Genomic DNA, 12149 nt, shown 5'->3' on the forward strand with positions numbered 1-12149 from the left:
CCGGACGGCTGTTCCGGGGATGGTCCGGAAAGGGCCGTCAGGCGGGGCGGGAACCCCGGCGAGGCGGTGGCGAGAGAAGCGCCGGCAGGGGGGCGACATCGCATCCGGGACATGGCATCCTCACATCCATGCGACGGCTTCTGCTGCTCCGCCATGCGAAATCCTCCTGGGACGACCCGGCGCTTTCCGACCATGCCCGCCCGCTGAACAGCCGCGGCCGGAAGGCGGCGGCCGCCGTCGCGCAGCTTTTCCACCGGCTGAACCTGGCTCCCGACCTGGTGCTGGTCTCCTCCGCCCGCCGCACGCTGCAAACGCTGGAGGCGCTCTCCCCCCTCCCCGGCCAGCCCAGGATCGAGGCCACGGACAGCCTCTATCTCGCCACGCCCGACACGATGCTGGAGGCCATCCGGCTCGTGCCGGAGGAGACGCATTGCGTCCTGATGATCGGGCACAACCCCGGGATGCACGAGCTCGCAATGAAGCTCCTCGGCCGCCCGGCCCTGGAGGATCCGCAGGGAGATGTGCACCGGCTCGGCGAAGGCTATCCCACTGCTGCCCTGGCCGAATTCACGGTGGAGGGAGCCTGGGACCGGCTCTCGGCCGGCGGTGGCCGTCTCGTGCGATTCGTGACCCCCGCCGACTTGGCGGACTGACCGGCGCCCCCGTCCCGGCGAACGGGGTGAAACCCGGCGTCACCCTGGATGTTGCAGATCGCGCCAGGGGGCTTCATCCCCGCGGCTCCTTGTCCCGATCCTGTCGTTCAGAGGAGTTTCGCACCATGTCCAGAACCATAGCGGCCGTCGTGACCGCCTGCCTGCTGCTGGGGTCCGCCACCCTGCTCAGCGCCTGCAATACCGTGTCGGGCGCCGGCGAGGATGTCTCGGCGGTCGGCAACGCGGTTACCCGTGGCGCCGACCGCGCCAAGCCGTAAGCTCGACCGCAGCCCGTCGCCGCCCCCGGGGGCAGCGCGACAATGGCGGCAGGCCGTGGCCGTATCGGCGGCCATGCCGGGAACGGCCCCAGCCACAGTCCCCTCCCTCAACGGACATTGGGACTGGCAATCCGCGCCGGACGAAGGCATATAGCCCGGCTCAAGGGTGCGGCCACCGGCCGCTCTCCACTTCCGCGCACGCGGTGGTGCACATGGACGAGCCGCGCCGCGGCGTTTCCGGCCACATGGTTTCCTGCCGCCCCACTATCGCGGCCCTCCATGCCGCCCGAGACGCCGGGCACCCGAATCCTCGGGTTGCCGACCGTCCCAACCGCACCGTCCCGCGTCGCATCCACAGCCTTGCCCGGCGGCCCATGGCCACGGGGCGGGGCGCATTAGGACGACCGCATGTTCGACCACTACTACCGCAAGGACATCGCCTGGGGCGGCAAGACCCTGACGCTGGAGACGGGCAAGGTGGCCCGCCAGGCCGATGGCGCCGTGATGGCCCGCCTGGGCGATACCATCGTGCTCTGCACGGCGGTCGGTAGCCGTTCGGTCAAGCCCGGGCAGGACTTCTTCCCGCTGACCGTCAACTACCAGGAGAAGGCTTTCGCCGCGGGCAAGATCCCTGGCGGCTTCTTCAAGCGCGAGGGTCGTCCCTCCGAGAGCGAGACGCTGATCTCGCGCCTCATCGACCGGCCGATCCGCCCGCTCTTCCCCGAAGGCTTCCGCAACGAGGTCCAGGTCATCGCGACGGTGCTGTCGCATGACATGGAGAACGACCCGGACATGGTGGCGATGGTCGGTTGCTCCGCCGCCCTGACGCTGTCCGGCATTCCCTTCTTCGGCCCGGTGGCCTCGGCGCGCGTCGGCTATATCGACGGCCAGTACGTGCTGAACCCGACGCTGGAGGAGCGCAAGCGCTCGCAACTCGACCTCGTGGTCGCCGGCACCGCCGAGGGCGTGCTGATGGTGGAGTCCGAGGCACAGGAGCTCTCCGAGGAGGTGATGCTCGGCGCCGTGGAATTCGGCCACCGGGGCTTCCAGCCCGTGATCCAGGGCATCATCGAGCTGGCCGAGCATGCCGCCAAGGAGCCCTGGCCGCTGGCCGAGGCCGATGAGGGCCTGGCGGCGCTCAAGGCCCGCATCGCCGGGCTGGGCCGCGACAAGATGGCCGAGGCCTACAAGGAGACGCAGAAGCTTCTCCGCCAGGGCAAGGTCGGCGAGGTCAAGAAGGAGGTCCTGGCGGCGCTGGAGGCCGAGGGCCTCGACGTGGCCGCTGCCAAGGGTCTGCTCAAGGACCTGGAGGCGGACGTGGTCCGCAACGCGATCCTCGACACGGGCATCCGCATCGACGGCCGCGACACCCGCACCGTCCGCCCGATCATGGCCGAGGTCGGCGTGCTGCCGCGCGCCCATGGCTCTGCCCTTTTCACCCGTGGCGAGACCCAGGCGCTCGCCGTGGCGACGCTGGGCACCGGGCAGGACGAGCAGATCATCGACCAGCTCGCCGGCGAGTACCGCGAGAACTTCCTGCTGCACTACAACTTCCCCCCCTACTCGGTGAACGAGACGGGCCGCATGGGCTCGCCGGGGCGGCGTGAGGTCGGCCATGGCAAGCTCGCCTGGCGCGCCATCCACCCGCTCCTGCCGGAGAAGGAGAAGTTCCCGTACACGATGCGCGTGGTCTCCGAGATCACGGAGTCGAACGGCTCCTCCTCCATGGCCACCGTCTGCGGCACCTCCCTGTCGCTGATGGATGCGGGCGTGCCGCTGAAGCGCCCCTGTGCCGGCATCGCCATGGGCCTGATCAAGGAGGATCGCGGCTTCGCCGTGCTCTCCGACATCCTGGGCGACGAGGACCACCTCGGCGACATGGACTTCAAGGTGGCCGGCACCGAGCAGGGCGTGACCGCGTTGCAGATGGACATCAAGATCACGTCCATCACCTTCGACATCATGAAGACCGCCCTGGAGCAGGCCCGTGACGGCCGCATCCACATCCTGGGCGAGATGGCGAAGGGCCTGTCCGGCGCCCGCACCGACGTCTCGGCCAATGCCCCCAAGGTCACGATCATCAACGTGCCCAAGGACAAGATCCGCGAAGTGATCGGCACGGGCGGCAAGGTGATCCGCGAGATCGTCGAGCAGACCGGCACCAAGATCGACATCGAGGACGATGGGACGATCAAGATCGCCTCGTCCAGCCCGGAGGCGACCCAGGCCGCGATCGACCGCATCAAGGGCATCACCGCCGAGGCCGAGATCGGCACGATCTACAACGGCACCGTGGTGAAGACCGCCGATTTCGGCGCCTTCGTGAACTTCCTCGGCGCCAAGGACGGCCTTGTCCACATCTCCGAGCTGTCGCAGGACCGGGTCAACAAGACCACCGACATCGTCAACGTGGGCGACAAGGTGAAGGTCAAGGTCATCGGTTTCGACGACCGCGGCAAGGTGAAGCTGTCCATGCGGGTGGTCGATCAGGCGACCGGCGCGGACATCACCGAGCAGGTCGGCGCCCGCCGCCCCCGCCCCGAGGGCGAGGAAGGTGGAGAGGGCCGCCGCGACCGTGGGGACCGGGGCGACCGGGGCCGTGGCCCGCGGCGCGACTTCCGCGACTGAGGCCCAGGGGGCCTGTGCCCGGCCACCGGCCGGCACGGGCCCCGGCCCGGACATCGCCGCTCCGGACTTGCCCAGGGGGGAAAACATCCTCCCAGGTTGGTCCCGGTGCCGGCGGCTTTTCCGGCAATCTTACAAATCGGTGAAGACAGGCCGCATTTCCCCTCGATTCGGGAGGGTGGCCGGTCCATATCGGGACCCGTTCCAGGAATTTCAGGATAGCGTGCCGTGAAGGCGATCAACGCAATACGCATGGGGGGCGTAGACGTCCTCCCTCTCGTCGAGGGTGGAAAGGGTGTTTCCGCCACCAATGGTGCGTCCTGCGGTGGCTGGGCCGAGGCCGGTGGCGTGGGCACCTTCTCCGGTGTCAATGCCGACAGCTATGACGCCGACGGGCATGTCGTCCCGCAGGTCTACCACGGCTCCACCCGCCGCGAGCGGCACGAGGAACTGGTGCAGTACGGTATCGCCGGCGGCATCGCCCAGGCGCGGGAGGCGCATGAGCGCTCCAACGGCCGGGGCCGCGTCCACATCAACGTGCTGTGGGAGATGGGCGGGGCGGAGCGCGTGCTGCGCGGTGTGCTGGAGGGGGCCAGGGGCCTTGTTCACGGCGTCACCTGCGGCGCGGGCATGCCCTACAAGCTCAGCGAGATCGCGCGGGAATACCGCGTCCACTACTATCCGATCGTCTCCTCCGCCCGGGCCTTCAGCGCCCTCTGGAAGCGTGCCTATCACAAGGCGCAGGACTGGCTGGGCGGCGTGGTCTACGAGGACCCCTGGCTGGCGGGTGGCCATAACGGCCTGTCCAACAGCGAGGACCCGCGCAAGCCGGAGGACCCCTTCCCCCGCGTGCTGAAGCTGCGCGAGCAGATGCGCCAGTTCGGCCTGGGCGACGTGCCGATCATCATGGCCGGCGGCGTCTGGTGGCTGGAGGAGTGGGAGGACTGGATCAACAACCCGGAGCTCGGCCCCATCGCCTTCCAGTTCGGCACCCGTCCGCTGGTGACGCAGGAAAGCCCGATCCCCGATGCCTGGAAGCAGCGCCTGCTGACGCTGAAGCCCGGCGACGTGTCGCTGCAGAATTTCTCGCCGACCGGCTTCTACTCCTCTGCCGTGCGCAACGACTTCCTGCACGGCCTGGAGGGGCGCTCGCACCGCCAGGTGGCCTATACCTCCGAGGCGATCGGGGAGCATTCCGCCCGCTACGGCGTCGGCCCGCGCAAGCGGCCGGTCTATCTCGTGCCCGGCGACCTCGTGCGGGTGCAGCAATGGGAGAGCGAGGGCTTCACCGAGGCCCTGCGCACCCCGGACGACACGCTGGTCTTCGTGACGCCCGAGGAATCCCGCCAGATCCTGGCCGATCAGGTGGCCTGCATGGGCTGCCTGTCGCAGTGCCGCTTCTCCAACTGGTCGCAGCACGAGCCGGATTTCAGCAACGGCAAGAAGGCCGATCCGCGCAGCTTCTGCATCCAGAAGACGCTGCAGGACATCGCCCATGGCGGCGACCCGGAGCAGAACCTCATGTTCTCGGGACACAACGCCTACCGCTTCGGGCAGGACCCCTTCTATTCCAACGGCTTCATCCCGACGGTGCGGCAGCTGGTGGAGCGGATCCTCACCGGCCGCTGAGCGCTCCGCACCGGCAAGACCAGGAAAAGGGCTGTCCGCCAATGGCGGGCAGCCTTTTTTCATGCCCCCGCCCCCGCCCCCGGCGGGATCGGCGTCACATATTGTCGCGCATCCATTCCAGCAATCGGCCGCCGAGGCCCGAACGCTGCTCGCTTTCCGGCCCGACATCGATCGAGGCCGTCATGCCCACCACCAGGGTCACCTCCGGCGGCAGATCCCTGATGGAAACCCGGACCGGGATACGCTGCGCCAGCCGGACCCAGGTGAAGACCGGGTTCACCGCCGGCAGCCCGCGGTTGTTGGTGGCGTCGTTGGAATCCGCGATGCCGCGCCCGATGCTCTCCACCCGCCCCTCGAAGGGCGTGTCGTAGCCCATCAACCGGATCCGGGCCGGGTCGCCAGGGCGGATCGCGTGCAGCTTGGTTTCCTCGAAATACCCCTCGATCCAGAAGGAATCCGCATCCACCACGGCCATCTGCGCGACGCCCGTGCTGACATAGGCGCCGGCCCGTAGCCGCAGATGCGTGACATAGCCGTTCACCGGCGACACCACGGTCGAACGCGCGAGGTTCAGCTTGGCCACATCCAGCGACGCCTTGGCCTGGTCGAGCGTGGCCTCGGCCACCCGCATGGTGTTCTCCGCCTTCTCCCTGGCCTCCTCCGAGGCATAGACCGTCAGCCGCTGCTGCCGCCGGGATTCGGACCGGGCGAAGCTCAACTGGTTCTGCGCGCTTTCCAGCGCGGCCTGGGCCTGCGCCAGGGCAAGGCGGAAGCGGGTGGGATCGACCTGGAACAGCACGTCGTTCTTGTGGACGAACTGGTTGTCCTGCACCGGAACGTCCACGACGGTGCCGGCCACCTCAGAGGCGACGTTCACGACCTGGGCCTGGACGCGTCCGTCACGGGTCCAGGGTGAGAGCATGTAGGACTGCCACAGCATCACCACGAGGACGCCGGCAATGACGACCGCCGCCAGGGTGATCAGGACTCGGAGGGCGGATTGCAGGAATCTCATTTTCTCTACCGGAGCAGCACGAGCAGGGAGACGATGGAAAGGAAAAGGCAGACCTCGAAAAGTGCCGGGTGCCAGATCCGGCCCAGCACGCCCAGGCGGCCGAGGACGGAGCGGCAGAGGGCGAAGATCGCCAGGGCGAGCAGCCCCTCGACCACGATCGGCGCCAGGTAGACGCCGCCGATACTGATTTCCGCCAGCATCAGGCCGCCCCCCGCGCCACGGCGGGCGCACCGCCTCCGCTTCCGCCCTGGCTTCCTGGAGGCAGGCCCTTACCCGGCGGCTCCGCCAGCCAGTCCTGGCCGATCAGGAAGAAGTGCGCGCGTTCCGTCAGGATCGCGGCGGCCTCGCTGAGCATGGCGGCGGCGTGGAAGACCACGGCGTTCGCGCCGTCCAGGGCCGTGAGTTCGGCGGTGGCGCGCCGCGCCTCGGCAGCGACCTCGGCCGGCGCAGTATCGACACGCCCGAAGGCTCCCACCGCCCGCGCCACGATGGTGGCCCCGGCGGGTGGCATGTCCGGACGGCTGGCGATCAGCCGGGCACGGATCAGCGCCCGCCCGATCAGCACGGCGCTGCCGCCGTCGCTGATGGCATCGCCGCGCCGCGCCGGTGCCACCGCCGCCAGACGCCGCGACAGGCGGACCAGCTTCTGGTGCTGCAGGTGCTCCCAGACCAGCCAGGGCATCAGGCGGCCCCTCGCCAGCCGCCGCACCGCCCGCACGAGCGAGCGCTGCAGCACCTGTGCCTCGGCCACCGGGTCGGGCGGCAGCAGCACGCGGAAGGCCAGCACGCCGCAGAAGCCGCCGATCAGGTTGGCGAAGGCGCCATCGAGGGCGCTGGAAAGCTGGTAGTTCATCGGATTGCCCGGTGACACCGTCACCATGAAGAAGATCTGGAAGGCGGTGCCGAGACCTATCGTCTTCGGCCGCTGGCTGAGCCACACGCCAAGCGCGACGAAAGGCAACGTGCTCAGCAGCAGCAGCGGAAAGCTGTTCATCATCGGCAGGATCGCATAGGCGACGATCAGCCCCACGGGGATGGCGATGATCAGCCCTTTGAAGAAGCCGATGCTGGCCGCCGCCGCGCTGTCCGTCGTGCTCAGCAGGGCGCACATCGGGCCCAGCATGACCAGGGTGCTGGCGCCCGAGGACCAGCCGCTCACCAGCCAGAAGGCACCGCCGAGGAAAACGGCCAGCGCCGCGCGCACCCCGTTCCGCGCCGCCGTCACCGGGTTGGCATAGATCCGCAGCTGCAGGGCCGGGGTGCGAGGCGTGTCGTCGCGCAGGTCGGTCAGGGTGTCCATGATCCGCACGAGCTGCCGCAGCATCGCATCGGCACGCTCCAGCGCCACCAGCACCGGCAGGTCGCGGCAGGTGGCCGTGGCCCGGGCCGTTTCCGCCTGGGCGGCGTGGATGTCGCTGCGCAGCGCGTCGAGGGGGGTATCGGGCGCCAGCGCGGCCAGGCGGTCCATCAGGCCGGTCAGCCGCTGCCGCGTGGCCGGGACCTGCGGCTCCCACGCCAGCGCGGGATCGGCGAGCAGGCGGGCGGTGCGCTGGCTGGCTGTCAGCACCGCGAAGAGCTCCGCCACGGCAAGGCGCACGCCATCGGCATGGCGGCCGAAGCCGGTATCCTCGACCGAGGCGAATTCCACCGTCTGGTCCAGGGCGCTCAGCTCGCCGACGACCTTGCTGCGCGCGGCCCGCACGGTGGCCGCATCCTCCCGCATCAGGGCCTGGCGCGTCACCGCCGCCACCGCCGCCACCAGCCGGGTGATCCCGGCCCGGACCTCGCCGCGCCGCGGCCCAAGATCCGTCACCAGGAAGACCACCGCCGTGACAAGGATGCCGAGGCTGACCACGGCGATGCGCGCGGTGGCGAGGTGGAAGACGTTGTCCGGGTCCTGCACCGCGGAAAGGGCGATCAGGGCGATGGTGTAGCCGGCCAGCACCGCGCCATAGCTGCGGAAGTAGCGCAGCAGCGAGGCGGCAAAGGTGCAGAGGCCGAGCCAGAGGGAGAAGCCCAGGATGAAGAGCCATGGGGCCTGGGCGAACCAGGCGACGAGCGTGATCGAGGCGAGCGCGCCGACCACCGTGCCGCCGGCGCGGTAGAGGCTCTTGGACAGCACCGCGCCGCGCGAGGCGCTGGCCACGATCAGCACCGTCAGGCCGGCCGAGGAGGGGCTGTCGAGCTCCAGCGCATAGGCGGCATAGAGCGCGATACTGAAGGCCAGCAGGGTGCGGAGGATATGGCTCCAGCCCATGAGCCATGCGGGCAGGCGCGGCCGGAAGCGGCGGCCCATGGCGGCCAGGATGCCGCCCGCCGTACTGTCCGCACCGGTGGCGTTGCTGCGGGCCGTGCCGGCGCTGCCTTCCGCGGCGCTCATGCCCCTACCTCCCCGGAGAGGCCATCATCCGGGCCGCTCTCCATGGTCGTGCCGGGGCCGCGCAGGGTCAGCTCGACCTTGCGGAACACGCGGAGGCACAGCTCCAGCTCCTGCTCGTCGATCTGGACGAGCAGGCGCTGGCTCACGCCCTCATAGGCGCTCTCGATCTGCTCCACGGTCTCCTGCCCGGACTCGGTCAGTTGCAGCACCTTGGAACGCCGGTCCTCCGGATCGGGATGCCGGCGCAGGAGCCCGCCCCGCTCCAGCGCATCCAGCAGCCGCACCAGAGATGCCCCCTCGATCCCCAGGGCAGCGGCCAGGTCCGTCTGCCGTATGCCGCCGCCCATGCGGCCGAGATAGAGCAGGGGCCGCCATGTCCCGTCCGAAAGGCCGAGACGGCGCATGCCGAGATCCATCTCCCGCCGCCAGAGCTGGCCGGCGCGGAAGAGGTCTCGCCCGAACTCGGCGGCCAGGCGGGATCGCTCGCTGCACATGGGACGTTAGCTAGGGGCAAAGCTAATAGGTAGCAATCTAATTGCCTGCGCGCCTGCCCCGCTGCCTTTGCAGGGATGCCCCTGCCCTCCCCGCTCCCATCCCCCTGGCAGGACCCTTTGCACGGGACCATGCTGCGCGCCCTTTTCCCAACCGGACTCGGCATGATGGAATTCCAGGACAAGCGCGTCATCGTCACCGGGGCCGGGGGCATTTACGGACGCTGGATCGCCCGGGCCTTCGCCCGCGAGGGCGCGCGCCTCTGCCTGTCCGACAACCGGGCGGAGGCACTGGAATCCCTGGCCGAGGAACTGGCCCTGCCGGAGGAGCGTGTCATGCTCCACCGGACGGAGCTGATGGAGGAAGCCTCGATCCGCGACCTCGCCGCCCATGTGAAGGCGGGCTGGGGCGGGGTGGACATCCTGGTGAACAATGCCGGCATCTATCCCGGCGGCGACCTTTTCGACCTGCCGACCAGAGAATGGGACCGGGTCTTCGGCGTCAATGTCCGCGCCGTCTTCATCCTGTCGCGGGAGGTGGCGCATCTGATGGTGGCGGAGGGCGTGCAGGGCTGCATCGTCAACATCTCCTCCGGCGCCTCGCGGAAGATGAACCCGGCCCGCGTCGCCTATTGCACCTCCAAGACCACGCTGGACCGGCTCACCAAGGGGCTCGCCCTGGATTTCGCGCCGCGCGGCATCCGCGTGAACGCGGTCGAGCCCGGCTTCGCCCCGGGCAGCGAGGTCAGTCCGCTGAGCGACGAATACGTCTCCAACATGCTGACCCGCATCCCGCTGGGCCGCACCAGCGGCCCCGACGATGCCGCCGCGGCGGTGCTCTACCTCTGCTCCGGCAAGGCCAGCTACGTCACCGGCGCCACGCTGACGGTGGACGGAGGCAACTCGATCCGCACCTGAGCGGGCCGCCCTTTGCCGGGAGGGCGGACCGCTCCGCGCCTAGCCCTTCTTGTCCGGCGCCGGCAGCAGGGCCTGGGGCGCCGCCTCGGCCTTGCTGCGGCGGGGTTTCGCCGCGCTGCCGGGGCGGCGGGCGGACGGTGCCTTCCGGACCCGCTTCCTCGCTGGCTTCGGCGGCGGCAGGCTCTCGGCCCAGGTCAGCAGCCCGGCCACCACGGCCACATAGAGCGGGCCGCTGACCCACCAGGGAAAGCCGGTCAGGGCAACGACGCCAGTCCCGATCAGCACGGTCACGGCAACGACGGCAAGGTTCCGGAGAAAAGCGCGGAGCTTGGGCATGGCCCCATAGAACGCAAGCGCCCCGCGAATACAAACCCTTGAAAACGCTGATTTACATCCAGGGCCATCCGGGAACGGAAAAAGAACCTTCCGGGCGGTGCCCTCCAGGCGAAGTCAGAGCGCCTGTCCGGCGCACCAGCCGCTCGACCAGGCCCACTGGAAGTTGTAGCCGCCGAGCCAGCCGGTGACGTCCACCGCCTCCCCGATCGCATAGAGGCCGGGCACGTCGCGCGCCTCCATGGTCTGGGAGGAAAGCGCCCGCGTGTCGATGCCGCCCAGCGTGACCTCGGCCTTGGCATAGCCCTCCGTGCCGCTGGGGACCAGGCGGCGGCTCTTCAGCCCCTCCGCCACCCGGCGCAGTTCCCGGTCCGGCAACTCCCCCATGGGCCGTGCCACGCCGTCCGCCAGGGCGACCGCCAGGCGCTGCGGCAGCACCTCCCCCAGCACGGTCCGCAATTCGGCGCGCGGACGGCTGTTCTTGCGCTCGATCAGGAAGGCGGCGGCATCGCGGTCCGGCAGCAGGTCCAGGATGACCGCCTCCCCCTCCCGCCAGGGCGAGGAGATCTGCAGGATGGCTGGGCCGGACAGGCCACGATGGGTGAAGAGCACCGCCTCCCGGAAGGCATGGCGGCCGCAGCGGGCCACCGCCTCCAACGACACGCCGCTCAGCGGGCGCATCATCTCCAGCGCCTCCCCGGCGAAGGTCAGCGGCACCAGGGCCGGGCGCGGCTCCACCAGCGGCAGGCCGAACTGCCGCGCGACGTCATAGGCGAAGCCGGTGGCGCCCATCTTCGGGATGGAGGGACCGCCCGTCGCCAGCACCAGCGCCGGCGCGGCGAAGGCGCCCCGGTCGGTCTCCACGCGGAAGCCGCCGCCGTCATGGGCGACTGCGGTGATCCGGTGTCGCAGCCGCAGCTCCACCCGCGCCGCCTGGCATTCCGCCAGCAGCATGGCGAGGACGGCCCGCGCCGAACCGTCGCAGAAGAGCTGGCCCAGCGTCTTCTCGTGCCAGGCGATGCGGTGCTTCTCCACCAGTGCCAGGAAGTCGTGCTGCGTGTAGCGGCGCAGGGCGGATTTCGCGAAATGTGGGTTGGCGGAGAAGAAGCGCTCCGGCACCACGCCCAGGTTGGTGAAGTTGCAGCGCCCGCCGCCGGAGATCAGGATCTTGGCCCCCGCCTGGTCCGCATGGTCGAGCAGCAGCACGCGCCGCCCGCGCTGTCCCGCCGCCATGGCACACATCAGCCCCGCCGCCCCGGCGCCCAGGATCACCGCATCGAAGGATTCCATCGCGGCTCCCTAGCCCGTGGCCGCCGCCGGCGGAACCGCCGGACTCGTGAATCGCCCCCAAACAGTTGACCGGCCGGGGAAACCGCCCGGGTTTGGCCTCGGCCCGCCCCTGCCCTACAAGCGGGCGGACCCAGTTCAGGGATTCCGGGTATGACCGACAGCGCCGACCAGTACAGCACCCTGCCTTCGGGCATCCGCTACCGTGACGAGGTGGTCGGCGAGGGGGAATCCCCCCGTCCCGGCCAGTGGGTCACCGTCCACTACACCGGCTGGCTCGACGACCAGGGCAAGCCGGGCCGCAAGTTCGACAGCTCCCGCGACCGCGGCGACCCTTTCCAGTTCATGATCGGCATGGGGCAAGTCATCTCCGGCTGGGATATCGGCGTCTCCACCATGAAGGTGGGCGGGCGCCGCATCCTCGTCCTGCCGCCGGAGCACGGCTATGGCGCGCGCGGCGCCGGCGGCGTGATCCCGCCCAACGCCACGCTGATCTTCGACGTGGAACTGCTCGGCCTCGGCTGAGCCCAGGGTTCCGGG

General features: G+C 69.8%; 12 protein-coding genes. 6 read left to right on the forward strand and 6 right to left on the reverse strand.

The features are described from left to right. Nucleotides 1–128 precede the first annotated feature (128 nt). From CTJ15_RS12400 to CTJ15_RS12415, 4 genes are all read left to right on the forward strand, one after another. Nucleotides 129–653, forward strand: a complete 525-nt coding sequence (locus tag CTJ15_RS12400) for a histidine phosphatase family protein (RefSeq protein WP_058390397.1) — start codon at nucleotides 129–131, stop codon at nucleotides 651–653. A gap of 125 nt (nucleotides 654–778) precedes the next feature. Continuing rightward, nucleotides 779–931: an entericidin A/B family lipoprotein gene (locus CTJ15_RS12405; RefSeq protein WP_079253244.1), complete on the forward strand. Its 153-nt coding sequence runs from the start codon at nucleotides 779–781 to the stop codon at nucleotides 929–931. A gap of 408 nt (nucleotides 932–1339) precedes the next feature. Further along, complete coding sequence (gene pnp, locus CTJ15_RS12410; protein ID WP_058390396.1) at nucleotides 1340–3559, forward strand: polyribonucleotide nucleotidyltransferase; 2220 nt, start codon at nucleotides 1340–1342, stop codon at nucleotides 3557–3559. A 225-nt stretch (nucleotides 3560–3784) separates the two neighbouring features. Beyond that, nucleotides 3785–5185: a nitronate monooxygenase family protein gene (locus tag CTJ15_RS12415; protein ID WP_026032972.1), complete on the forward strand. Its 1401-nt coding sequence runs from the start codon at nucleotides 3785–3787 to the stop codon at nucleotides 5183–5185. 94 nt (nucleotides 5186–5279) lie between these two features. Here CTJ15_RS12415 and CTJ15_RS12420 read toward each other — a convergent pair whose 3' ends face one another. From CTJ15_RS12420 to CTJ15_RS12435, 4 genes are read right to left on the reverse strand one after another with little or no spacing between them, the layout of a single operon-like run. Further along, entirely contained in the window at nucleotides 5280–6200 is a 921-nt protein-coding gene (locus tag CTJ15_RS12420; RefSeq protein WP_058390395.1) for an HlyD family secretion protein, read from the reverse strand. A 5-nt stretch (nucleotides 6201–6205) separates the two neighbouring features. Then, on the reverse strand, nucleotides 6206–6400 hold the full coding sequence (locus tag CTJ15_RS12425) for a DUF1656 domain-containing protein (protein ID WP_019459780.1): 195 nt from the start codon (nucleotides 6398–6400) through the stop codon (nucleotides 6206–6208). Beyond that, nucleotides 6400–8580 (reverse strand): FUSC family protein, encoded by a 2181-nt coding sequence (locus tag CTJ15_RS12430; protein ID WP_075821616.1) that lies wholly within the window; start codon nucleotides 8578–8580, stop codon nucleotides 6400–6402. Before CTJ15_RS12430 ends, CTJ15_RS12425 begins: the two co-directional genes overlap by 1 nt. Continuing rightward, a complete protein-coding gene (locus CTJ15_RS12435; protein ID WP_075821617.1) occupies nucleotides 8577–9074 on the reverse strand; it encodes a MarR family winged helix-turn-helix transcriptional regulator in 498 nt (165 codons plus the stop codon). Before CTJ15_RS12435 ends, CTJ15_RS12430 begins: the two co-directional genes overlap by 4 nt. 162 nt (nucleotides 9075–9236) lie before the next feature. Between CTJ15_RS12435 and CTJ15_RS12440 the strand changes: the two genes are divergently transcribed. Continuing rightward, nucleotides 9237–9989, forward strand: a complete 753-nt coding sequence (locus CTJ15_RS12440; protein WP_075821619.1) for an SDR family NAD(P)-dependent oxidoreductase — start codon at nucleotides 9237–9239, stop codon at nucleotides 9987–9989. A 39-nt stretch (nucleotides 9990–10028) separates the two neighbouring features. Here the strand turns inward: CTJ15_RS12440 and CTJ15_RS12445 are convergent, their stop codons facing one another. Continuing rightward, nucleotides 10029–10280 carry a hypothetical protein gene (locus CTJ15_RS12445; protein WP_076969998.1) on the reverse strand — a complete coding sequence of 84 codons (252 nt, stop codon included), beginning with the start codon at nucleotides 10278–10280 and terminating at the stop codon, nucleotides 10029–10031. 159 nt (nucleotides 10281–10439) lie between these two features. Then, nucleotides 10440–11612 (reverse strand): NAD(P)/FAD-dependent oxidoreductase, encoded by a 1173-nt coding sequence (locus tag CTJ15_RS12450; RefSeq protein WP_075822492.1) that lies wholly within the window; start codon nucleotides 11610–11612, stop codon nucleotides 10440–10442. A 150-nt stretch (nucleotides 11613–11762) separates the two neighbouring features. Between CTJ15_RS12450 and CTJ15_RS12455 the strand changes: the two genes are divergently transcribed. Then, nucleotides 11763–12134 (forward strand): FKBP-type peptidyl-prolyl cis-trans isomerase, encoded by a 372-nt coding sequence (locus CTJ15_RS12455; protein ID WP_019459786.1) that lies wholly within the window; start codon nucleotides 11763–11765, stop codon nucleotides 12132–12134. Nucleotides 12135–12149 lie beyond the last annotated feature (15 nt).

The organism is Roseomonas sp. FDAARGOS_362 (assembly GCF_002754815.1).
Classification (GTDB): Bacteria; Pseudomonadota; Alphaproteobacteria; order Acetobacterales; family Acetobacteraceae; genus Roseomonas; species Roseomonas mucosa.

What these genes read in the sequence shown, in the direction of transcription:
- CTJ15_RS12425 (WP_019459780.1), bottom strand. Translation starts at nt 6,400, where the DNA reads ATGCTGGCGGAAATCAGTATCGGCGGCGTCTACCTGGCGCCGATCGTG.
- CTJ15_RS12455 (WP_019459786.1), top strand. Translation starts at nt 11,763, where the DNA reads ATGACCGACAGCGCCGACCAGTACAGCACCCTGCCTTCGGGCATCCGC.
- CTJ15_RS12430 (WP_075821616.1), bottom strand. Translation starts at nt 8,580, where the DNA reads ATGAGCGCCGCGGAAGGCAGCGCCGGCACGGCCCGCAGCAACGCCACC.
- CTJ15_RS12440 (WP_075821619.1), top strand. Translation starts at nt 9,237, where the DNA reads ATGATGGAATTCCAGGACAAGCGCGTCATCGTCACCGGGGCCGGGGGC.
- pnp (WP_058390396.1), top strand. Translation starts at nt 1,340, where the DNA reads ATGTTCGACCACTACTACCGCAAGGACATCGCCTGGGGCGGCAAGACC.
- CTJ15_RS12450 (WP_075822492.1), bottom strand. Translation starts at nt 11,612, where the DNA reads ATGGAATCCTTCGATGCGGTGATCCTGGGCGCCGGGGCGGCGGGGCTG.
- CTJ15_RS12435 (WP_075821617.1), bottom strand. Translation starts at nt 9,074, where the DNA reads ATGTGCAGCGAGCGATCCCGCCTGGCCGCCGAGTTCGGGCGAGACCTC.
- CTJ15_RS12405 (WP_079253244.1), top strand. Translation starts at nt 779, where the DNA reads ATGTCCAGAACCATAGCGGCCGTCGTGACCGCCTGCCTGCTGCTGGGG.
- CTJ15_RS12400 (WP_058390397.1), top strand. Translation starts at nt 129, where the DNA reads ATGCGACGGCTTCTGCTGCTCCGCCATGCGAAATCCTCCTGGGACGAC.
- CTJ15_RS12420 (WP_058390395.1), bottom strand. Translation starts at nt 6,200, where the DNA reads ATGAGATTCCTGCAATCCGCCCTCCGAGTCCTGATCACCCTGGCGGCG.